Origin of the sequence: Endoryza foliicola (genome assembly GCF_050589245.1) — a bacterium.
Classification (GTDB): domain Bacteria; phylum Bacteroidota; class Bacteroidia; order Chitinophagales; family Chitinophagaceae; genus Endoryza; species Endoryza foliicola.
In genome coordinates this window covers 1-21,226 of sequence record NZ_JBOBEW010000002.1, presented here as the reverse complement: position 1 = coordinate 21,226, position 21,226 = coordinate 1, and the positions used below count along the sequence as shown (strand labels likewise).

General features: G+C 40.4%; 17 protein-coding genes. 13 read left to right on the top strand and 4 right to left on the bottom strand.

Annotation, left to right across the window (positions count from 1 at the left end; all coding sequences use genetic code 11):
- The first annotated feature begins 73 nt into the window (after positions 1-73).
- The 6 genes from ACQ2HE_RS04125 (at position 74) to ACQ2HE_RS04100 (ending at position 8,785) form a co-directional block, all read left to right on the top strand.
- Entirely contained in the window at positions 74-958 is an 885-nt protein-coding gene (locus tag ACQ2HE_RS04125; protein WP_430901786.1) for a murein L,D-transpeptidase catalytic domain family protein, read from the top strand.
- An 87-nt stretch (positions 959-1,045) separates the two neighbouring features.
- The gene (locus tag ACQ2HE_RS04120) at positions 1,046-2,026 is read left to right on the top strand and encodes a Gfo/Idh/MocA family protein (protein WP_430901784.1); all 981 of its coding nucleotides are present in this window, start codon (positions 1,046-1,048) and stop codon (positions 2,024-2,026) included.
- 7 nt (positions 2,027-2,033) lie between these two features.
- The gene (locus tag ACQ2HE_RS04115; protein ID WP_430901782.1) at positions 2,034-3,449 is read left to right on the top strand and encodes a sugar transferase; all 1,416 of its coding nucleotides are present in this window, start codon (positions 2,034-2,036) and stop codon (positions 3,447-3,449) included.
- A gap of 26 nt (positions 3,450-3,475) precedes the next feature.
- Positions 3,476-5,044 carry a M1 family metallopeptidase gene (locus ACQ2HE_RS04110; protein ID WP_430901780.1) on the top strand — a complete coding sequence of 523 codons (1,569 nt, stop codon included), beginning with the start codon at positions 3,476-3,478 and terminating at the stop codon, positions 5,042-5,044.
- Positions 5,044-7,857 (top strand): M1 family metallopeptidase, encoded by a 2,814-nt coding sequence (locus ACQ2HE_RS04105; RefSeq protein WP_430901778.1) that lies wholly within the window; start codon positions 5,044-5,046, stop codon positions 7,855-7,857. The genes ACQ2HE_RS04110 and ACQ2HE_RS04105 overlap by 1 nt, the downstream gene beginning before the upstream one ends.
- A gap of 4 nt (positions 7,858-7,861) precedes the next feature.
- Positions 7,862-8,785 carry a hypothetical protein gene (locus ACQ2HE_RS04100; RefSeq protein WP_430901776.1) on the top strand — a complete coding sequence of 308 codons (924 nt, stop codon included), beginning with the start codon at positions 7,862-7,864 and terminating at the stop codon, positions 8,783-8,785.
- 371 nt (positions 8,786-9,156) lie between these two features.
- Here the strand turns inward: ACQ2HE_RS04100 and ACQ2HE_RS04095 are convergent, their stop codons facing one another.
- Entirely contained in the window at positions 9,157-9,834 is a 678-nt protein-coding gene (locus ACQ2HE_RS04095; RefSeq protein WP_430901774.1) for a 2-C-methyl-D-erythritol 4-phosphate cytidylyltransferase, read from the bottom strand.
- Between the two features lie 52 nt (positions 9,835-9,886).
- Positions 9,887-10,279, bottom strand: a complete 393-nt coding sequence (locus ACQ2HE_RS04090) for an STAS domain-containing protein (RefSeq protein WP_430901772.1) — start codon at positions 10,277-10,279, stop codon at positions 9,887-9,889.
- Between the two features lie 98 nt (positions 10,280-10,377).
- On the opposite strand from ACQ2HE_RS04090, the gene ACQ2HE_RS04085 reads away from it, so the two are divergent.
- The 7 genes from ACQ2HE_RS04085 (at position 10,378) to ACQ2HE_RS04055 (ending at position 19,034) form a co-directional block, all read left to right on the top strand.
- Positions 10,378-12,903, top strand: a complete 2,526-nt coding sequence (locus ACQ2HE_RS04085; RefSeq protein WP_430901770.1) for an ATP-dependent Clp protease ATP-binding subunit — start codon at positions 10,378-10,380, stop codon at positions 12,901-12,903.
- Between the two features lie 691 nt (positions 12,904-13,594).
- Positions 13,595-14,284 carry a (d)CMP kinase gene (gene cmk / locus ACQ2HE_RS04080; protein ID WP_430901768.1) on the top strand — a complete coding sequence of 230 codons (690 nt, stop codon included), beginning with the start codon at positions 13,595-13,597 and terminating at the stop codon, positions 14,282-14,284.
- Positions 14,285-15,089: 805 nt separating this feature from the next.
- Positions 15,090-15,581: a hypothetical protein gene (locus ACQ2HE_RS04075; RefSeq protein ID WP_430901766.1), complete on the top strand. Its 492-nt coding sequence runs from the start codon at positions 15,090-15,092 to the stop codon at positions 15,579-15,581.
- A gap of 255 nt (positions 15,582-15,836) precedes the next feature.
- Positions 15,837-16,550, top strand: coding sequence for a MotA/TolQ/ExbB proton channel family protein (locus ACQ2HE_RS04070; RefSeq protein WP_430901764.1), 714 nt, complete (start codon positions 15,837-15,839; stop codon positions 16,548-16,550).
- A gap of 17 nt (positions 16,551-16,567) precedes the next feature.
- Positions 16,568-16,969 (top strand): ExbD/TolR family protein, encoded by a 402-nt coding sequence (locus ACQ2HE_RS04065; protein WP_430901762.1) that lies wholly within the window; start codon positions 16,568-16,570, stop codon positions 16,967-16,969.
- Between the two features lie 562 nt (positions 16,970-17,531).
- Positions 17,532-18,569, top strand: a complete 1,038-nt coding sequence (locus ACQ2HE_RS04060) for an RHS repeat-associated core domain-containing protein (protein WP_430901754.1) — start codon at positions 17,532-17,534, stop codon at positions 18,567-18,569.
- Positions 18,570-18,581: 12 nt separating this feature from the next.
- Positions 18,582-19,034, top strand: a complete 453-nt coding sequence (locus ACQ2HE_RS04055; protein WP_430901756.1) for a hypothetical protein — start codon at positions 18,582-18,584, stop codon at positions 19,032-19,034.
- A 674-nt stretch (positions 19,035-19,708) separates the two neighbouring features.
- Here the strand turns inward: ACQ2HE_RS04055 and ACQ2HE_RS04050 are convergent.
- Both ACQ2HE_RS04050 and ACQ2HE_RS04045 read right to left on the bottom strand, forming a co-directional pair.
- A complete protein-coding gene (locus ACQ2HE_RS04050; RefSeq protein WP_430901758.1) occupies positions 19,709-20,143 on the bottom strand; it encodes an SMI1/KNR4 family protein in 435 nt (144 codons plus the stop codon).
- A 3-nt stretch (positions 20,144-20,146) separates the two neighbouring features.
- Positions 20,147-21,196 (bottom strand): deaminase domain-containing protein, encoded by a 1,050-nt coding sequence (locus ACQ2HE_RS04045; protein ID WP_430901760.1) that lies wholly within the window; start codon positions 21,194-21,196, stop codon positions 20,147-20,149.
- Positions 21,197-21,226 lie beyond the last annotated feature (30 nt).

Genomic DNA, 21,226 nt, shown 5'->3' with positions numbered 1-21,226 from the left:
ATAAAGATCGGGCAATTTTGCCCCGTTTCTCCCGTTACCCTAACTGTTGACTTTAAAACCACTTGATCGAACCATGCAACAGTTGAGCACAAAAAGAAATACTTGGTTATGGACACTGGTAGTAGGGCTTCTCAGCTTCACTACCCTCAACTCTTTTAGTCCGGCTAAAAAGGCCAAGCCAACAAAATCATCCGTAAAAAAATCGGCTACTAAGAACCCTACCCCAAAGAAAAAGGCAGGTATCGCCCAAAAATCGACGGGCAAGAAGAAGGTCGTTTACGCTAAAAAATCATCAAAGAAATCAAGTCGCGCAACCAGTGTTGCTCCTAAATACATTCCCGAACCAATTGATCCAAACTCGCTCTATGCAGTGAAGAGATCCTTGTTCGATAGTCTTCATTTGGAAGAATTAGGCCTTTCACGATTGGCTTATGACCTTGGATTAAAAGGAATGGACAAGCTTCAGCGTCAAGGCAAAGTTCAACATACCATTTTATCAATTGTTGATTTCAGCAAATCAAGTTTAGATAAACGCTTGTTTGTAATTGACTTAGCCAATGATATTTTACTTTTTAATACATATGTAGCGCATGGCAGAAACTCCGGTAAAGAAAACGCCATGTCTTTTTCTAATAAACCTAAGTCGAACAAAAGCAGTTTAGGTTTCTACGTTACCGCCAACACCTACTATGGTAGCAACGGATACTCTTTGAAGCTTGTGGGATTGGAAAAAAACTTCAATTCAAATGCTTTCAAGAGAGCGATTGTAATTCACGGTGCTGAATATGCAACAGAAGATTATGGTTTCAATCAGGGTTATTTGGGAAGAAGTCAGGGTTGCCCGGCTGTTCCTTCTGAAATTTCAGAGCCGCTGATCGACAGTATCAAAGACGGAAGTTGCTTGTTCATTTACCATCCATCGGCCAATTATTTGAAACTTTCGTCTTTAGCGCGTTAGTTTATTCACATTCTACAATCTTCTGGTAATAAATTTCTTACAGGCCTTTTTGAGGCCTGTTTATATTTGTAGCTATAACACGTTACCATGCTTAAAATAGGAATTCTGGGTGTAGGCCATCTTGGAAAGTTTCATTTAAATAACTGGAAAGAAATCAGTGGCGTTGAGGTAGTTGGATTTTTCGATCCAAACGATGAAAATGCTAAGCTTGTGGAAGCGACTTACCAAATTCCCAGGTACCTGAATGCGGAAGAGTTGATCGAGCTTTGTGATGCCGTAGATATTGTGGCCCCCACCAATTTCCACCACCAACTTTGTGTAGCCGCCATCAAAAGAGGAAAACATGTTTTTGTAGAGAAGCCCCTAGCCGATACCATGGAGGAAGCGCGCGACCTCGTGAAACTGGTGAAAGAGTCGAACGTGAAATTACAAGTTGGGCATGTGGAGCGTTTCAACCCAGCCTTCCTAGCCTTACAGAATCATAAGCTCAATCCCCTTTTTATGGAAGTGCACCGCTTGGCACAGTTCAATCCAAGAGGTACTGAAGTGAGCGTTATTTTGGATTTAATGATCCATGATATCGACATTATTCTAAGCATTGTAAAAAGCGAGGTGAAGAATATTTCTGCCAGCGGTGTGGCGGTGATGACAGAAACGCCTGATATTGCCAACGTTCGCATCGAATTCAACAACGGCTGTGTAGCTAACCTTACTTCAAGTAGAATTTCAATGAAGAAGATGCGCAAAATGCGCCTCTTCCAAAAAGACGCTTATATCGGCATCGACTTTCTCAATAAGAAAACGGAGATCATCAAACAAAAAACGGAGGACGATACCGACGAGGCATTCACCTTCGATTTAGAAACGCCGAACGGTGGAAAGAAGACCGTAGCCGTTGCGAATCCTCAGATTCCCGAAGTGAATGCCATCAAAATGGAATTGGAACGCTTCCGTGATGCCATTGTAAACAATACCCCTACCCCAGTAGACGAAGTTGCCGGTTTTAGAGCAATGGACATTGCCCATCAAATTCTGGCAAAAATCAAACAAAACAGTTTACTCGCGTAGCCGTGGTATGGAGCATAAAAAACAATTACATATCAGTTGGTACGTGCTGGGCGATTATATCGCCGCCATACTCGCATGGTTTGTATTGTATGTATCTCGCCGCTATTTACTTCAAGAGCCCATTTTCTTAAAACACAATCTATTCTTAAACAATCGATTTTGGATGGGTATTGCAACCATTCCTATCGGTTGGATCATGTTTCATGCGATACTGGGAGCTTATCGGTCGCTTTACAACAAATCAAGGCTCACCGAATTCGGTATGAGCCTGTTGAGTAGTATAATTGGCGGCACTATCATCTTCTTTTTAATTGTAATCAACGACCCCCAACACAATTATACCTACTATTATAAAGCATATACCATCTACCTCTTTGCTCAATTTCTTTTCACCTGGTGGGTGCGTAGATTGATTCTCAATAGAACTAAAAATCAACTGGAGACAGGCGCGGTTCAATTCAATACATTGATCCTTGGCAGTGATGCACTTGCTACCAAAGTTTACCACGAATCGGTTTTAGACCTCAGAAAAACCGGACACCGTTTTGTTGGCTTTCTCTCAGGACCCGGTCCTATCAATGGCATCCAAGACTTTTTACCCAATTTGGGTAGTCTCGACGAACTGGAATCCATAGTTGCCAGTCAGAAAATAAAACTAGTGGTGATTGCACTTGAGAAAACAGATAAGGATCTTGTTCTTGCCCTCATCAATCGCCTGAATGATTTGGATGTTGACATCAAAATTCTTCCCGACTTTCTCGACATCCTCTCCGGCTCGGTAAAGACCAGTAATGTATTGGGTGCGGTGTTGATGGACATTCAACTGGGCTTAATGCCCAACTGGCAGCAAAACATTAAGCAAGTGATTGATGTGGTGATAGCCCTACTTGGTTTGATTCTTTTAAGTCCGCTGCTGCTGTATACCGCCATCCGCGTGCGTCTATCGTCAGCGGGACCCATTCTTTATTCACAGGAACGCATCGGCTACAAAGGCAAGCCTTTTTATATCTACAAGTTTCGGTCGATGGTAAAAGAAGCAGAACCGAATGGTCCTCGGTTGAGCAGTGATGGAGATCAACGCATCACCACCTGGGGCAAAACCATGCGAAAATGGCGCCTCGATGAATTGCCCCAATTATGGAATGTTTTAAAAGGAGAAATGAGTTTAGTGGGCCCTAGACCCGAACGTGCCTATTACATTGAACAGATTCAGCAAAAATCACCCTACTTCAAATATTTATTGAAAGTAAAACCCGGCATCACCTCTTGGGGAATGGTTCAATTTGGCTATGCCGAAAACGTGGAAGAAATGATTGAGCGAATGAAATTCGACCTAATTTATATCGACAATATCTCACTCGCCCTCGACCTAAAAATCATGATCTACACCCTTCGAATCATCTTCCTAGGTAAGGGCAAATAGTATATTTTAATAGCTGAAACAGTGCCATGAAGCAGTACCTAATAATTATACTTGCCTGCATTTTGCCTTTTGCTGCTTGGAGCCAATCCAATTACTGGCAACAAGAAGTCAATAGCACCATATCTGCTCGATTGGATGAAGTAAAAAAACAAATCACCGGTTTTGAATCAATTGAATACATCAATAACTCTCCGGACACCCTAAATCAAATTTATATCCATATTTGGCCCAATGCCTACCGAGATCAAAACACCGCTTTAGCCCGCCAACTAAAAGAACAAACGACTTCAGAAGAAAATATTACTATCAACTTAAAAGGTTGGATTGATGACTTGGACTTTAAACAAGATGGAGAAAAAATCAAAACCGTCCGTCAACCGAATATAGACATCCTTTTACTCAAGTTAAATAGTCCATTATTGCCGGGGATGAAAACAGTTCTTTCAACCCCATTTACCGTTCAGCTCCCACCCTATTTTTCTAGATCCGGATATACCAAAGATCAAATAATAGCATGCCAATGGTATCCCAAACCGGCGGTATACGATAAAAAAGGATGGCATCAATTTCCTTATTTAGACCAAGGAGAATTTTATGGTGAGTTTGGATCTTTCGATGTTACCTTGGATCTGCCACAAGAGTATGTGGTTGGGGCTACAGGCATGCTTCAAAACCAAGAAGAGCTAGATCGCTACCGAATCATTGGAGATTCCAATTTCAAATACCTTAATTCACCAGTCTTCCTTCCCTACCCTTCGTTGCAAGGCAGGAAGCAGCTTCAATTCAAGGCCGATTCGGTCCACGATTTTGCTTGGTTTGCAGGTAAAAACATAGTAATTGAGCACGATACTGCTGTCATCAATAATCGTACAATCGATCTCTTTGTTTTCAAAAGAAATAAACAAGATAAGTCCTGGAGCAGGGCTATTGAGTTTGGAAAAGGTGCGATTCATTATTACAGCGATAGAATTGGACCTTACCCCTATCCGGTAATTCAAATAGTAGAGGGCCCGTCCAATTATTCTAGCGGGGGAATGGAATATCCGATGATTACCCTGATCACAAGCCCCGAGTCAACAATTCCGTTTTTGGATGGCGTAATTACCCATGAAGTGGGGCACAATTGGTTTTATGGGATTTTGGCAACCAACGAACGTACCCATCCATGGATGGATGAAGGGCTGAATAGCTATTTTCAATTTTGGTACGAAGCCAATAAATACCGCTATAATAGCTATATTGGAAGCCTATTGCCAACTAATATCACTGACTTGCAGTTAGATGATTTTTTAGACCGAATCTACGGTGCTCTAAACCGATTGGTCGCCAAACAAGCCATTGAAACTTCTTCTGAAAACTTTTCCAATAAAGACGCCTATGGAACCGTTATTTATGTGAAAACAGCAGTGTGGTGCTATTTGCTGGAAAAGTCACTGGGAAAATCCGTTTTGGACCGCGCTTTTAAGGCCTATTTCGAACGTTGGAAATTCAAACACCCTTATCCCGACGACTTTAAAGCAATTGTAGAAGAAGTAAGTGGCAAAAATGTAGATGAGCTGTTTAAATTATTAAAAAAACGTGGAAATTTTCGATAGTGCAAGAAGCCACCCAAAAGAACTTGAAATTGAAAAACCCCATTCTTACCTGCTTACTCTTGCTATCATTGGGTGTTGCCAAGGCTCAGTCCTATTGGCAGCAACAACTTCATTATATCATTGATGTAAGTTTGAATGACCAAGACAAATCATTGAACGGATTTCTTAAACTTACCTATAAAAATCAATCGCCCGACACGCTCAGCTTTATCTGGTTCCACCTATGGCCCAATGCCTATAAAAACGACCGCACTGCCTTTAGCGAGCAAATGCTCAGAACAGGAAGAACCGACTTCTATTTTTCAGACAAAGACAAACGAGGTTATATCAATCAGCTCGATTTCAGATCGAACAATCAAACGTTGAAAGTAGCCGACCATCCGTTGTACATTGATGTGGTGAAGGTACTTCTTAACGAACCACTCCTACCGGGTGCATCTGTACAAATTACGACCCCCTTTCATGTGAAACTTCCGGCGGGGTTTTCAAGAAGTGGATACAAAGATGAAACCTTTGCCATTACACAATGGTACCCAAAACCGGCAGTGTACGATTCAAAGGGATGGCATCCCATGCCTTATCTGGAATTGGGGGAATATTACAGTGATTTCGCCGACTATGATGTAAAGATCAGTCTTCCCAAGAACTATGTTGTTGCCGCAACCGGACTACTACAGAATGAAGAAGAAAAAGCATGGTTGAATGCTCGTGCTCAATTCAAAATGCCGGCACCTACCCTCGTTCGAAAAAAACCCGGAGCACCGGCTGTAAAAATGGTGGTGATACCAAGTGCTAAAGAATCCAAAACACTGGAATACAAACAAACTCAAGTTCACGATTTCGCATGGTTTGCCAGTAAGAAATGGGTGGTGCAGTCAGATACCTGTATGCTACAGTCCAAAGAAGTAGTAGTATCCAGTTTCTATGAACCTTCAGAGGCAGAAGGTTGGAACAGCAGTGTTGAGTTGATGAAAAATAGTCTCCGCAAGCATTCCGAACTTATTGGCGAATATCCATATCAGGTAGTTTCAGCCGTGTCTATTCCTTTTGGAGAAGAAGGCGGCATGGAATATCCAACCATTACTTCCATTCGCACCGATCGCCCGAAAACAGATTTGAATGAACTTTTGATTCATGAAACCGGACACAATTGGTTCCAATCGGCACTTGCCTCCAACGAACGCGATTACCCCTGGTTAGATGAAGGACTCAACAGCTATTTCGATCGTATGATTCTAAATGAATCTAAAAAAGCAGGTACTTCTAGAACTGATTTCGAAAAAATGATCTTGAATTATACCAGTCTTATTGGAAGATCTCAACCAATAAACACGGTTACCGATTCTCTCACCCCCTTCAACTATTTGGTACTATCGTATAGTAAAACAAGTTTGTGGCTCCAATCCATTGAAGCAAAGATGGGCAAGGAAAAATTGATGGAAGTCTTCAAAGAATACTTTCAAAAATGGCAGCACAAACATCCACAACCGGAAGATTTTCTACGCATACTAGAGGCCAAAGGAGGTCCAACAGTAGCTGCAAGCTGGAGCTATCTGAATGGAACGGCGGCGCCCGATAGCATATCAACACATCGCCCACTAAAATTCGGGCTGTTCAAGAACATCAACAATTTACCTCGATACAATATTTGGTCTGCTAGTCCTGCTTTTGGTTTCAACAATTACGACGGTGTACAACTCGGGTTGTTGCTACACAATTACAACCCGTTACCAACGAAATTCAACTGGTTGATTGCGCCACTGTATGGATTCAAATCAAAATCACTCAATGGTGCGGTTCGGCTTTCTTATACCAACTATGAAGGATCGGGGAATAAGAAAATATGGAGTTTATCGGGTATGAAGTTTAGCACCAATAGTGGTGTCGATAGTTTGAATAATGCGATTTCCAGCAATGTGATTCGAATTGTACCGGGCTTTAAATGGTATTTCGGCAATAGTTTGAACAAAGATACCAGGGAACAATGGATCGAATTCAAAGCATTCATTTTGGGTAATACGGGCTTCAAATATGTGCTGAGAAAATCGGATACCACTTATCACCCCGAACTCACGAAACGTAGCTTCACTTCGATTCAACAATTAACCTATTCTCTCAGTGATAGCAGAGCATTGTACCCTTACGACTTAAAATTACAAGTTCAACAAGGAAAGGACTTCTACCGACTCAACGCCACCGGAAACTACTTTTTCAATTATAAGAAATATGGTGGTATGAATGTGCGCGTATTTGCTGCCGGTTTTGGATTTATTGGGAAACGTACTAGCACCAAGGCTTTCAACACATTAGCCTTCCAACCGAAATTAACGGCAGTAAGAGGCTATGAAGATTATACCTACAGTAATTACTTTTTTGGCAGAGAAGAAACCACCGGGTTTGCATCCCAGCAAATAATGATGCGCGACGGTGGATTGAAATTAAGAACCGACCTTTTCCAAGGACTTCAAGGTCGCAGTGAAAAATGGATCGCTTCTATCAACTTTACAACAAGCCTACCCCCGGCCTTGATACCCAAATTCATTCCCCTCAAACTCTTTTTGGATGCCGGAACTTACGCAGAAGCTTGGGACAAAAACAACAATACTACGCGCTTTCTATACGTAGGTGGTTTGCAACTATCGCTGTTCAAAGGCGCGATCAATGTGTATGCCCCCTTGGTATACAGCAAACTCTTCTCCGATAATCTGAAATCAGTTCCGGAAGAAAACAAATTCTTGAAAAAATTGAGTTTTAGTATCGACATTCAACACTGGACCCTTAAAAAGTTTTTAGGCAAATCGCTACCTTTATAATTGTATGAGTCGCGTTAAATTCATTTCCAGAGATCGGTTAGATGTGAAAAAATGGGATCAATGTATCGACAATGCTACTAACGGTGTTATATATGCGTATTCGTTCTATTTGGATCGTATGTCGAAACACTGGGATGCATTGGTATACGGCGATTATGAATACGTAATGCCACTTACTTGGAACCGCAAATTTGGGATTCACTATCTCTACCAACCCCCATTCACAGCGGCTTTGGGCGCTTTTGGAACAGATTTCCCACCCACCCTTATTCAGCAATTCTACAACGCAATACCGGATGATTTCAAACTCATTGAAATTGATTTAAATCCGGGCAACGGCGTTCCGCATACCAGCGGTCAATCACTTTTACGCAACAATTTTGTTCTAGACTTAAGCAAATCTTACCAGGAAATTCAACAGGGGTACAAAGACAATGTGAAACGTAATATCAAGAAAGCAGTACAACTCAATTGTACATATAATAACGATATCTCGGTTGATCAAGTAATTGAACTATCAAGAATTCAAAACGAAATTAGAAAGGAATATACAGAACACGATTACTATCGTTTTCGAAAATTATTCATGAAACTTTATCAGGAGAAAAAGGCAAAAGCTTGTGGCGTGTTTGGTCCGAATAAAGACTTAGTAGCTTCATGTGTATACCTCTTTTCGCATAACCGTGCCTATTATATTTTGGTGGGTAACCATCCCAATAGTAAAACCATGGGGGCTTCTCATTTTTTGATTGACCGATTTATTGAAGAACACTCAGAACAAGGGCTCACACTGGATTTCGAAGGATCGGATCAAAGAAATGTTGCATTTTTCTACAGTAGCTTCGGCGCACATCCTGAAACCTATCCGGCGATTCGGGTGAATAATTTACCGTTCTGGGCGAAGTTGTTGAAAAGGTTTAAGAAGTAGAAAGAGGGGGTTTGAGTAATTGAGTTTTAAGTTATTAAGTTTTGCGCAGCTTCGCCGCTTGGGGTGTTCACCGCGAAGCCCGCAAAGATCGCGAAGGAGTCGCTTGGTTTTCGTTGCGGAACTTTGCGTTCTTCGTTTCTTTGCGGTAAAGTAAACTGATTGAAAATTTTGATGGTTAAATATAAAATTGAGAATTCGGATTTTTTTGACCACAGATTCGCACAGATTTGAACGGATTTACACAGATTATCCTCCGAATTTCAATCAACCTGACTGCCGGCTGTTTCATTATTACTTATTAATTATTAATTAGCTCGGCTGTTCAATTCTTAATTCTTACTTCTTAATTCTTACTTCTTAATTCTTAATTCCTACTCCATTTCCCTCTCCTCCAAAATCTTCTCCGCAATCAAAATATCCAAGGGTCTGGTGATTTTCAGGTTGGTGCTTTCGCCTTCTACTAGATGGATCTTCACACCCAATCTTTCTACTACACTTGCTTCATCGGTGAAATCAGAATCATAGTCTTGTTCAAAAGCAGCCTTGATGATATCGCTGTAAAACGTTTGAGGCGTTTGAATGATGCGCACTTTATTGCGGTCAACCATTTCATTGCCGCTTACGGTTTCAATGCGAATGGTATCAACAGCAGCTATTGCCGGAGTGGCATTTCCTTTTTCCAAAGCAGCTTCGTAGCATTTACGAATCAACTCAGGAGTCACCAAACAACGCACCCCATCGTGCACAAATACGACCGAATGATGGTGGATATGATCGAGACCATTTTTCACCGAATGAAATCGTGTTTCACCGCCTGTGGTGATCCAAATTCGTTGAGGATCGTAGGTGGAATGAATGATGTCTAAACCGGTTTCTACATGCGCCTGCGGCAACACTAAAATGATCTCTAAGTCTGGAAATGCATCGAGAAAACTGGTAAGTGTATGCCACAAAACAGGCTTGCCTTGCAAGTCAAGGAATTGCTTGGGTACAGCGGTGCCCATTCTCAATCCGGAACCTCCGGCTACTATTACAGCGTATTTCTTCATGACTAATTCGGCCAACTTGTCGTACTAGAATAAATTACGGATTTTTTCGGTCTCAGGATTCCAATCCATCAGGATCTTCGCTCAAGAATTCTCGTTCAATCTCTTCCATTTGAACGATGTCCCATGCCTCACTTTCAGTAGGGGTAACATTCATGAGTTCTAATAAGTTCTCCTTATCTAAAGCAGCCTCCACAGGGGCTTGCAGGTTGCAGATGACAAAAGAATGACCGTTTTCGTAAAATCGTTGTTGCAGTTGAACGAGGCTTTCACCGATCTCAGTATCCACAGCACCAACGGACTCCAAATTCAGCACCACATTTTTAACGTCTTTTTCCAAATTCGAAACTAAACAATTCTCTAGCTCCGCTGTCATATTAGCAGCAAGGTGAGCTTCTTGGATTGTTATGACATGGAATTTCTCCTTGGTATCAATTTTGAACAGCATAACACACTTTTAGTTGTTCACAGCCGTTAATAATAAGGCGGCCGGGCAAGTCAAAAATATTCGTTATTATTGTATCAATCACAATTAATTATAAAAAAATGGATAACAATTTTTCAGCCCAGGTAAAGGAGATCATCTCTTTCAGCAGGGAAGAAGCTTTGCGGCTGGGAAATGATTTTATCGGAACGGAACACTTACTGTTAGGTTTGATAAGAGAGGGAGAAAACACAGCAGTACGCATTCTCAAAAGCTTCAATGTTGATTTGTATGAATTGCGTAAAGAAGTGGAACTGGCGGTTAAAGATAAAACCGGTAAAAACATTGCCAACATCAACAGTTTACCCCTAACAAGACAAGCGGAGAAAGTTATCAGGGTTACCGTTCTGGAAGCAAAAGCACTCAAAAGTCCAACGGTAGAAACCGAACACCTCATGCTTTCCATCTTGAAGAATAAAGAAAATGTGGCAACTCAAATCTTAAATCAATTTGACGTGGATTACGATTTATTTAGAAATGAACTCGGTGTTGTAAAAAGCAACGACGTGCGTAGCGAATACGCCGACGAGAATGAAGACGAATTCGATGAAGAGAAAAAATATTCTCAACAAAAAGCACGCGGTGGTGCTGCTGCAAAAAGCAAAACACCCGTACTCGATAATTTCGGTAGAGATATCACTCGATTGGCAGAAAGCGGTTCCCTCGACCCCATCGTAGGGCGTGAAGCTGAAATTGAACGTGTGTCTCAAATTCTTTCAAGAAGAAAGAAAAACAACCCCATCCTCATCGGTGAACCCGGTGTAGGTAAAACAGCCATCGTAGAAGGATTGGCATTGCGCATCGTTCAGAGAAAAGTATCACGTGTGTTGTTCGACAAACGTGTAATCTCTCTCGACCTTGCCGCACTTGTTGCCGGTACCAAATACAGAGGTCAGTTCGAAGAAAGAATGAAAGCCATCATGAATGAATTGGAAAAGAACAGAGATGTGATCCTTTTCATTGATGAGATCCATACCATTGTTGGTGCCGGTGGTGCCAGCGGTTCATTGGATGCTTCCAACATCTTCAAACCGGCTTTGGCAAGAGGTGAACTCCAATGCATTGGTGCCTCTACCCTCGACGAATACCGCATGTACATCGAAAAAGATGGTGCCCTCGATCGTCGTTTCCAAAAAGTAATGGTAGATCCACCAAGTGTAGACGAAACCATTCAAATTCTCACCAATATTCAAAGTAAATACGAAGACTATCATAACGTAACGTACTCTCCAGAGGCCATCGACGCCTGTGTGAAATTGAGTGATCGTTACATCACCGATCGTTTATTACCCGATAAAGCCATCGACGTAATGGATGAAGTGGGTGCTCGTGTTCACTTGAAAAACATCAATGTTCCCAAGGAAATCCTTGATCTTGAAAAGAAGATCGAAGATGTGAAAGTGGAAAAGAACAAAGTGGTGAAGAGCCAGAAATTCGAAGAAGCAGCTTCCTTGCGCGATACTGAAAAGAAATTGCAGGAAGAACTAGAAGCTGCTAAAGCGAAATGGGAAGAAGAAAGCAAACACAAACGCTACCCCATCGACGATGAAGCCATTGCAGAAGTAGTGAGCATGATGACCGGCATCCCTGTTAGAAAGATGGTGCAGGCTGAAACAGAGAAGCTTCGCAAAATGGCCGACGATATGAAACAAATGGTGATCGGACAAGACGATGCCATTGTGAAAGTGGTAAAAGCCATCCAAAGAAACCGTGTGGGATTGAAAGATCCTAAAAAGCCAATCGGAACCTTTATCTTCCTCGGACCTACCGGTGTGGGTAAAACCGAATTGGCACGTTCTCTCGCAAAATACATGTTCGACTCTGAAGATGCTTTGATTCGCATCGACATGAGTGAATACATGGAGAAGTTCACCGTGAGCCGTTTGGTGGGTGCTCCTCCGGGGTATGTGGGTTATGAAGAAGGTGGTCAGCTAACTGAAAAGGTTAGACGCAAGCCTTACTCTGTAATCTTGTTGGATGAAATTGAAAAAGCTCACCCCGATATTTACAATATCCTGCTCCAAGTATTGGACGATGGACAATTGACCGACGGATTGGGTCGTAAAGTAGACTTTAAGAATACTACGATTATCATGACTTCGAATATTGGTGTGCGTCAATTGAAAGATTTCGGAGACGGTGTTGGTTTCGCTACCAGCGCACGTACGCAGAATTTGGAAGAAAACAACAAAGCAGTAATTGAAAAAGCGCTGAAGAAAACCTTCTCTCCTGAATTCTTGAACCGTATCGACGATGTGATCATCTTCAATTCTTTGTCGCAAGAAAACATCTTCAGTATCATCGACATCTTGATGAAAGGTGTAATGAAACGTTTGGAAAGCTTAGGCTTTACCTTAGAGTTGACTGAAGAAGCGAAGAAATTCATTGCTGAGAAAGGATACGATCAACAGTTTGGTGCGCGTCCGCTCCACAGAGCCATTCAGAAATACCTCGAAGATCCTTTAGCAGAGGAAATTCTGAACATGACCATCAAACCGGGAGATGTGATGCTGGCAGATTTGGACAAAGAAAATTCCAAATTGCGCTTCACTCTCAAAAGTTCGAATAAAGAAACATCAAATGCTTAGATAGGTCAGCCCCCAAAAATAAAAGCTGCTTCGTAAGAGGCGGCTTTTTTTGTAGGTGAGTCTGCCGGAGTGTTCACCGCTACGAGCGCAAAGAGCGCGGAGATGTCGCGAAGGGTTTTTGAAACCACAGATAACTCAGATTTTAAATACGGATACCACAGATTAGAGTCCAATATTCGTAGAGTATAACAGAATACTCAGCCCCTAATCTGTGTAAATCTGTTATAATTTGTGCGAATCCGTGGTCAAAAAAATATCCACCGCAGCGGCGCGGCGGCCGCAGCGACAGCGCAACGTTGACTCAACCCCTGTATTTCATTATCATATTCTCAAACCCTCACATTATCCAATTGTTACTTCCTCTCACTTCGCCTCCTCTTATCCTCGTTCCTGTATTCCCCCTGTTCCTCCCCCTGTTCTTTCTCAAATCCCCTACCCTTAATTTTTAATGCCTAACTCATACTATCCCCCACCCCTTCTTCGTTATAAACCCAGTCCCTGCGTTAGCATGGAATTTCGTGGCCGTTTTCTCTTCGCGAGGATGATCCCCACCGAATTCTGGAATAAAATCCAATAGATATGAAAACCAGGTGACTGACCGTAGTGCGTCACGTTACCGTCTACCACTACATTATTTTTGCCGCAATTTCATTTTGAAACTAAAATGGATTGCGGCATTTTTGTGTTCTCTATGGCGAACAAGAAAATCATCATCACCATCGACGGATGGAGCAGTTGTGGGAAAAGCACTTTGGCCAAGCAATTGGCGAGAGAATTGGGCTATGTGTACATCGATTCAGGCGCTATGTACCGAGCCATCACCCTCTATTTCTTACGCAACCATACCAATTGGAACAATCACGATGATGTAATTGACGCCCTACAGCACATCAAATTAGAGTTCCAGGCCAACCATAAAAACGGTTCCAGTGAAATGTATTTGAATGGCGAGAACGTGGAATACGTTATACGAGATTTAGTAGTAGCTGAAAAAGTATCTGAAATTGCTGCCATCAAAGAAGTGCGTGAATTCGCCGTAAAACAACAACAAGCGATGGGTGCCGGCAAAGGCATTGTAATGGATGGCAGAGATATTGGCACCGTAGTGTTCCCTAACGCCGAATTGAAACTGTTCATGACGGCCGATAATGAAGTGCGCGTAAAACGCCGCTACCACGAACTCTACGAAAAGAACCCAAACGTAACCATGGATGAAGTGCGTCAAAATTTGGAGCACCGCGATTATATCGATTCTCACCGTGAAGTAAGTCCACTCCGCAAAGCAGAAGACGCCATTGTGCTCGATAATACCACCCTCACGCCGAAAGAGCAGTTGGCATTGGCGTTGAGTTGGGTGAGTGAGAAGCCAGGAGAGTTGTGAGTTTTTGAATTTTTAAGTTTTTGAGTTTTGCGCAGCTTCGCTGCTTGGGATTCGCAAAGTTTATAGAAGAGAAAGAAGTTACACAAAGAAAGTGTGTAGCAAACTACCTGTTTTTTTACTACTGATAACCTTTAGATCAAATTTTGAGTTATTAAGTTCATAGTTAATGGGGGTTGCGCAGCTTCGCTGCTTGGGGTTCGCAAAGTTTATAGAAGAGAAAGAAGTTACACAAAGAGCGGGTGTTTCAAACTACCTGTTTTTTTACTACTGATAACCTTTAGATCAAATTTTGAGTTATTAAGTTCATAGTTAATGGGGGTTGCGCAGCTTCGCTGCTTGGGGTTCGCAAAGTTTATAGAAGAGAAAGAAGTTACACAAAGAGCGGGTGTTTCAAACTACCTGTTTTTTTACTACTGATAACCTTTAGATCAAATTTTGAGTTATTAAGTTCATAGTTAATGGGGATTGCGCAGCTTCGCTGCTTGGGATTCGCAAAGTTTATGGAAGAGAAAGAAGTTACACAAAGAGTGGGTGTAGCAAACTACTTGTCTTTTTTACCTCTGATAACCGAACTAAAACAGATTGGCACAAATTAGAGGCTGATTGGAATGCGACCACTAATCTGTGCTATCTTGTATTGAAAATCTTCTGAATCTGTGGTCAAAAAAAGATATATCACACTGATAACCAACCACTTCAGATAAACTTATCCCCACCCACTTGCATATTTTAACATCGCTTTGTATTTTGTTGCTGTTCAACGGATCTTTAGTCGGAACCGAGAACTTAATTAACAGTACCCTTTATGAAAAACTCATTTGCGATCTACGCACTTTTGTGCTGTACCACCCTAGTGCTATCATGTACAAAAAACAGTGCACATTACTACTTGGCACCCGATGAAGTTGAACCCAGTCTTGATGCCAGCATCTATCCTGTAGTAACTACTCCATCAAAAGTTTCCATTGGCGCAGAAAACACCGTTGTTAATTTAGGTGAAACCGTTACCTTCTTTGTTCCTTACAAAGTAGTGGGCGATGATGTGCAAACTGCTACCTTAACGCTTAAGAACAATCTTACCGGTGAAGTACTGCAAGAGGCACCGATGACCTTATACAACGATTTATCGATCCTCAACGTAACCGTTCCGGAAGAAATTCAAGGAACACAGTTCTTCTTTGTATCGGTAACGCTCGATAATCCGTATGCAGGTCGTACTGTTGCCTTAAGCACTGAAGTAGTAGCCAACCGAGGCCGCTCGAAAGACGAGCTCGTACATGCCTTCTCTGTTCAATAGTCAGTTCTATCTCTTGATATTCCTAAAAAGCGATGAATAGCATTCGTCGCTTTTTTATTTTCAGTTGACTTCTCCAAAATCGCCGATCCAACAGAACGCAGTCTGGCAAAGCCTTTGCGACACCTCTGCGCCCTTTGCGCACGTTGCGGTGAAATTCACGAATTCATTTGTAACAAAGTTTTAGGAAAAAAAAACGACCTAAAATCGAATTAGGCACACATTTGAGTACTTTTACAGTACTAAATACTATACCGGATGAATTGGTTTTTTCTTCAAATCCCTACGAGCCAAGGAAGCTCTTTAGCCGACTCTCTAAGACAAACGATGAATGCCGCTCCTGCCCAAGCCCCCACCATGAACTTAATGGACATGTTGGTGAATGGTGGACCGATCATGATTCCTCTCGGACTCTTATTCGTAGTATCTGTGTTCTTCTTTTTTGAGCGTTTGATCGCCATCAGAAAAGCCAGCAATATTGATCCGAATTTCATGAATATTATTCGCGACAATATCTTCACCGGTAATATCTCTGCTGCACGTTCGCTGGCAAAGAACACGCCCAATCCGGTTGCAAAAATGATCGACAAAGGTTTGCAGCGCATTGGGAAGCCTATTGAAAGCATTGAGAAAAGCATGGAAAATGTGGGCAAGCTGGAAGTGTATAAAATGGAACGCAACCTGTCGATACTTTCTTTGATCTACGGTATTGCTCCCATGTTTGGATTCTTAGGAACCATCATTGGTATGTTGCAATTGTTCTACAATATCAACTCATCGGGTGAGTTTACACCGGCACAAATTGCGGGTGGTATCTACACCAAGATGATCACATCGGCCAGTGGTTTGATCATTGGTTTGTTGGCTTATGTAGGACATAATTTCCTAACAGCGCAGATAGACAAGACGGTGAACAAGATGGAAGCCTCTAGTGCGGAATTCCTCGATATTTTACAAGAACCCACTCGTTAATACGAAAAACAAAAAGCATGAACCTGAAAAAAAAGCTCAAAGGCGGACAGGAGATGCACGCAGGTGCATTGAATGATATCCTGTTCATCTTGTTGTTCTTCTTTTTGATCGTATCCACCCTCGCGAATCCGAACGTCATCAAGCTATCGGTTCCCAAGGCAAAGAGTGATACCAAGGCCAAGCAATCGGTGATTGTAAACATCAAACCCGGCGGTGCCTATATCATCAATGGAAAGCAGATCACCCTTGCTGAAATGAAAGCCTTCATTCAGCCCTATATCGCCAAAGACAGTCTCCAAGCCACCATTGCCATCAACGCCGACAAAACTGTTCCCCTCGACGATGTAGTAGCCGTAATGCGCATCGCCCGCGAAATGGGCGCCCGAACAACGTTGTTAGTGGACAATAAGGTGCAATAAAGAATTAAAAAGAGAATATATAAAAATGGAAAGTGGCTGAGAGGCCACTTTTTTTGTTTGCATTAAAAATAGTTAATGAAAAGTTTATTCAAAATTTAAAAATCCAATACTTACAACCGACTTGTGAAAATCTCAGCCCCGCCTCGGTGGGGCTACTTTTTATATCAGCAAGCTTTAATAACAACTTTTCATAATTGAAATTAACTCATTTAGTTAATCGCACATATACCACTAACAGGTATAAATAAGCCGTTTATACAGTGAATCTGAACCAGCTCATCTTTATTAGCTTATACAAATAATTCAAAGAATATACCTCTAGTCTACAGTTTGTTAAGTTATAGAATATTCTCACTGAAATTGTAGGTATTTATACGGGGCATGTGTTAATACTTGAATAATTAGAGTATTAACAAGTCACATTATTCAATAGTGTGTAAACACTGTACCAGAACACATGACAGAATTTCCGATACCTCTACAATCAACTTTTCCAGAATTTCAATAAATAATTCTTACATTTAGTGTAGTTCTTTGAGTTAGCCAACAACCTCCGTTCGGGATGTTGATGCCCAATCGCTCTTATACCGCCGGAAGCCAGTTTAGGTATGGGTTTAATGGGAAAGAGAATGATAATGATGTAAAAGGAACCGGAAACCAACAAGACTACGGCATGCGGATTTATGATCCGAGAATTGGGAAGTTTTTGAGTGTAGATCCATTGACTATAGAATATCCTTGGAATACTCCTTTTTCCTATGCAGAAAATGAACCAATATCTAATGTTGATCTAGATGGATTAGAACAAAAGAAAAGTACTAGTTCAATTTCGCTTATTTGTAAGGGCATAAAAAAAGGTGTAAAAGAGTCATCTTCTTCAGTAAAAACAATGGTTTCATCGCAAACTTATAAATCAGCTTTTCAAAATGTAAAGTCCTTTACGATTTTAGCATTAAAAAATCCAAATTATGCAGTGAGAGCTTTTAGTGCTGGAGCTTTAAATTTCTCATTGGGTATCTCCAAGTCAATTCAATCAGTTACAACAGAACCTGTTATCTGGACTTTAGGTATCCCCAATAGAACAAAGGAAGAGAACTTGATTGGAATAGGCTATGGTACTTGGAGAATAACAGAGTTTTATCTTCTTTTTCGTTTTCCTGAAGCATTTGAAGATAACTTACCAAAAGTTAAAGTTGATTTGATGGGCGGTCCAACATCCAGATATGGCAAAGGTTGGATAAACTTTGATCTAGCAAATGTTTCAAAAACAGGAATTACAACAAATGTAGAATCATTCGGAAAATATTTTCCAAACGGTTCAGTTGCTGAAATAATTTGTGACAACCCAAGAGCGGATTTTATTAAATATGTTAAAGATCAGATAAAAGAAGGAGGAACAATTATCGTTAGAGGAACAAAATCAAATTCATATTTTAACAAGATCTATAATGGTAAAGCTGAAGGCTTGGAAGATTTTGAAATAATTGAGACCAATCCAAACTATTCTAATGAGGGGCATAAAACTACGGATGGGGATCCTATTAAAGGACAAATGATTGAACTTAAATTGACAAAAAAAACAAATTCTAAAACACGATAAAATCACCTCAAGATGAATACTTTTTATGAACTAGGAGATATAGACTCTTTCGAGTCTAGTTATAAAAATGTAATATTAAAAAACAATAGTTTAATAGTACCGTATGTAAATTTAGGCCTTGTACATCATGATTTAAATAAGTCAGCTAAAATTCGCTATTTAAATTTTGCGTATGTAGTTATGGAGAAGATTTTTTTCCTTGACGTATTCATTGAAGGTAAGAGGTATGAAGTTTTAAATTTTTCAAAGCCTCAAACACTATATCATTTGGGTGGAGATTATTTAGATTACGGCGACAAGATATATAATGATATGTCAGTTTCATCTGAAAAATCGTATATAATACCAATAGAAATTACAAAGACTTCAGATTCATTATGGAGAAGTAAAGAATTGATTGGGAATAGCGATTTTTTCGATTATAGATTTTTCCCAAATGAAATTTTTGAATCAGTTGGGTCATAAATATTAGTTGTATTTAGCAATAAATTATATTGCAGTTTATTTAGCTTAGAAGGCTGGTTTACTATGCCTTTATTGAATCGAAAAATGGATTGTAGACGTGCCCTTTTTGACCCCTCAAAGTTTTTTTCATATAATAACACTGATTTAAAAGTTTAGAATCTAAGTTTATGCATTGTTCATCTTTATAAAATTTATTCAAATCAGAGCCAAAAAATGGACAGTTTTAAATGAAAGTGTATGAAACACTTTTATTCACTTGTAAGAAACTAAAAATAGTTACAAATCATACTCCCAAAACTGTGCAGTATAATGGTTATCATTTAATTCATTGCTTTTCTCCTGTTCGTTAAACCCATACCTAAACTGAGTTCCGGCGGCATAAGAGCGGTTTGGCATCAATCACGAACGAACGCTGAACTCAAAGAACTACAATGAAAGTAGGAAGTTTTGGAGTTTGGTTGGTGCGAGAGTTGAATAATCTACTTGGGGAAGAATTTCTGAATTCAGGTCCACGTAGCCGCGACCTGAAGGCTAATTTTCTAGAATCCTAGTATGCGCCGGTCTCGGCCTATTGAACTAGCAAGTTGAAGTTCAATAGATCATTCTGGAACCAACGTTGGGTACTACTATTACGATCTGATATTCATTAAATCATAAAAAGTTATACCTTTAATTTATAAACCTGAAGCTTCAGTCTGCAATACTAGAAAATCAGTGAAAGATGGTGTGAGCTCAATAAATTCGCTTTGTTGACTTCCTTCTGAAAAATAATAAACAGGAGGATCCTCAGAGCCTTGGACATAAAAGAAAGCAAATTGATACCCTTGATGCATAAAAAACACAAATGAATTTTCTGGCAATCCTCGCCCAAAGCTCTTTTCTACAAGTTCAATACTCTCTTCTCTTAAGTCAAATATCTCATTATAGAATGCTGATGACCCTCGCATAAAATTCCCTGCCCCTTTACCCATAATTTCTAAAAAGCGTTTATAAGCTTTAGGAAGTGCAACATTGTAAACCTCTTCTATTTTGTAAATCTCTTTTTTTGTACATCCCTTTAATTTGCATCCCTTTTGGATTAAATAATCTTTTAATTGTTCTATATCCATAACTTATTTTTTAATTCCATGTACAATTTCAACTTTAATATTCGGAAACATTTTTTGGAATTGGCTGATTACATCATCACAAGAGTCGCAAATAATTCGTTCTGAAATTAATCTTAATGTTCCAGATATTTGTTTATTATTTTGATTTAATTCCGCGAAATTTTCTAATAATTTCACTTCTGAGTCAAACGCACGATTAAATCCTTTAACAACTTTTGTTTTAAAAAATCTCTTTGAAGGCATACCTACTGTTCCAATTGCATTCTCTCCGCTTACTCCGATATCGAATATTTTAGTGTTCCCTATTTGACCTTCTAAAATTGCGATATTTTGTGTTTTTTTAACTCCGAGCACATCTCTAAAAAAGTTTATTTTTGTTGAAGCAGACCCCAATTTAAAACTTTCTGATAAACGTGTAAATGGACTAACGGCTGTCTTAAGGAAGTTTGGAACGTTTATTTTCGGAAGAGCTTTGAAAATACCACCAATTGCGAAATTTCCAACAATATTTTCCCATGTTCTAGGATCAGATGCAAGTTGTTTAAATAAGGTTAACTGCTGATCAGGACTCATCATTTGAAACTGAATAAATGCATTGACGGCTGGTTCTACTGTTTCTCTCATAATCTTGTCTCTACCTTTTCCTGAAAACATGTTGACACCTGTTTCTGACAGGTCAACTAATCCATTCCATGCACTAACTCCTGCGTTTGCTCCAAATTCCTTACCGTTTCCAAGAATATTTATTAATGTACCCTGCTTGTAGTCAGTGTATTCTACCCGTTGAACCTTGGCATTACTGAAATTCGCCTCCAAGCCGTCTAAGTCAGTGGCCCAAATAGGTGTGTTGCTTGCAAATTGATAAGGTGTCAATGATGGATAGTCACTGGTAATCGGGTCCACACTCAAAAACCTCCCCAACCTTACATCATAAATCCTCATCCCATAATCCTGCTGATTTCCGGTTCCTTTAACATCATTATCATTTTCCTTCCCATTAAACCCATATCTAAACTGGCTTCCGGCGGTATAAGAGCGGTTGGGCATCAACATCCCGAACGGAGGGCTGCTTCTAACTCAAAG

Excerpts from the sequence above, each read along its gene's own strand:
- ACQ2HE_RS04125 (WP_430901786.1), top strand. The coding sequence starts at position 74 with ATGCAACAGTTGAGCACAAAAAGAAATACTTGGTTATGGACACTGGTA.
- ACQ2HE_RS04120 (WP_430901784.1), top strand. The coding sequence starts at position 1,046 with ATGCTTAAAATAGGAATTCTGGGTGTAGGCCATCTTGGAAAGTTTCAT.
- ACQ2HE_RS04115 (WP_430901782.1), top strand. The coding sequence starts at position 2,034 with ATGGAGCATAAAAAACAATTACATATCAGTTGGTACGTGCTGGGCGAT.
- ACQ2HE_RS04110 (WP_430901780.1), top strand. The coding sequence starts at position 3,476 with ATGAAGCAGTACCTAATAATTATACTTGCCTGCATTTTGCCTTTTGCT.
- ACQ2HE_RS04100 (WP_430901776.1), top strand. The coding sequence starts at position 7,862 with ATGAGTCGCGTTAAATTCATTTCCAGAGATCGGTTAGATGTGAAAAAA.
- ACQ2HE_RS04095 (WP_430901774.1), bottom strand. The coding sequence starts at position 9,834 with ATGAAGAAATACGCTGTAATAGTAGCCGGAGGTTCCGGATTGAGAATG.
- ACQ2HE_RS04090 (WP_430901772.1), bottom strand. The coding sequence starts at position 10,279 with ATGCTGTTCAAAATTGATACCAAGGAGAAATTCCATGTCATAACAATC.
- ACQ2HE_RS04085 (WP_430901770.1), top strand. The coding sequence starts at position 10,378 with ATGGATAACAATTTTTCAGCCCAGGTAAAGGAGATCATCTCTTTCAGC.
- cmk (WP_430901768.1), top strand. The coding sequence starts at position 13,595 with ATGGCGAACAAGAAAATCATCATCACCATCGACGGATGGAGCAGTTGT.
- ACQ2HE_RS04075 (WP_430901766.1), top strand. The coding sequence starts at position 15,090 with ATGAAAAACTCATTTGCGATCTACGCACTTTTGTGCTGTACCACCCTA.
- ACQ2HE_RS04070 (WP_430901764.1), top strand. The coding sequence starts at position 15,837 with ATGAATTGGTTTTTTCTTCAAATCCCTACGAGCCAAGGAAGCTCTTTA.
- ACQ2HE_RS04065 (WP_430901762.1), top strand. The coding sequence starts at position 16,568 with ATGAACCTGAAAAAAAAGCTCAAAGGCGGACAGGAGATGCACGCAGGT.
- ACQ2HE_RS04060 (WP_430901754.1), top strand. The coding sequence starts at position 17,532 with ATGTTGATGCCCAATCGCTCTTATACCGCCGGAAGCCAGTTTAGGTAT.
- ACQ2HE_RS04055 (WP_430901756.1), top strand. The coding sequence starts at position 18,582 with ATGAATACTTTTTATGAACTAGGAGATATAGACTCTTTCGAGTCTAGT.
- ACQ2HE_RS04050 (WP_430901758.1), bottom strand. The coding sequence starts at position 20,143 with ATGGATATAGAACAATTAAAAGATTATTTAATCCAAAAGGGATGCAAA.
- ACQ2HE_RS04045 (WP_430901760.1), bottom strand. The coding sequence starts at position 21,196 with ATGTTGATGCCCAACCGCTCTTATACCGCCGGAAGCCAGTTTAGATAT.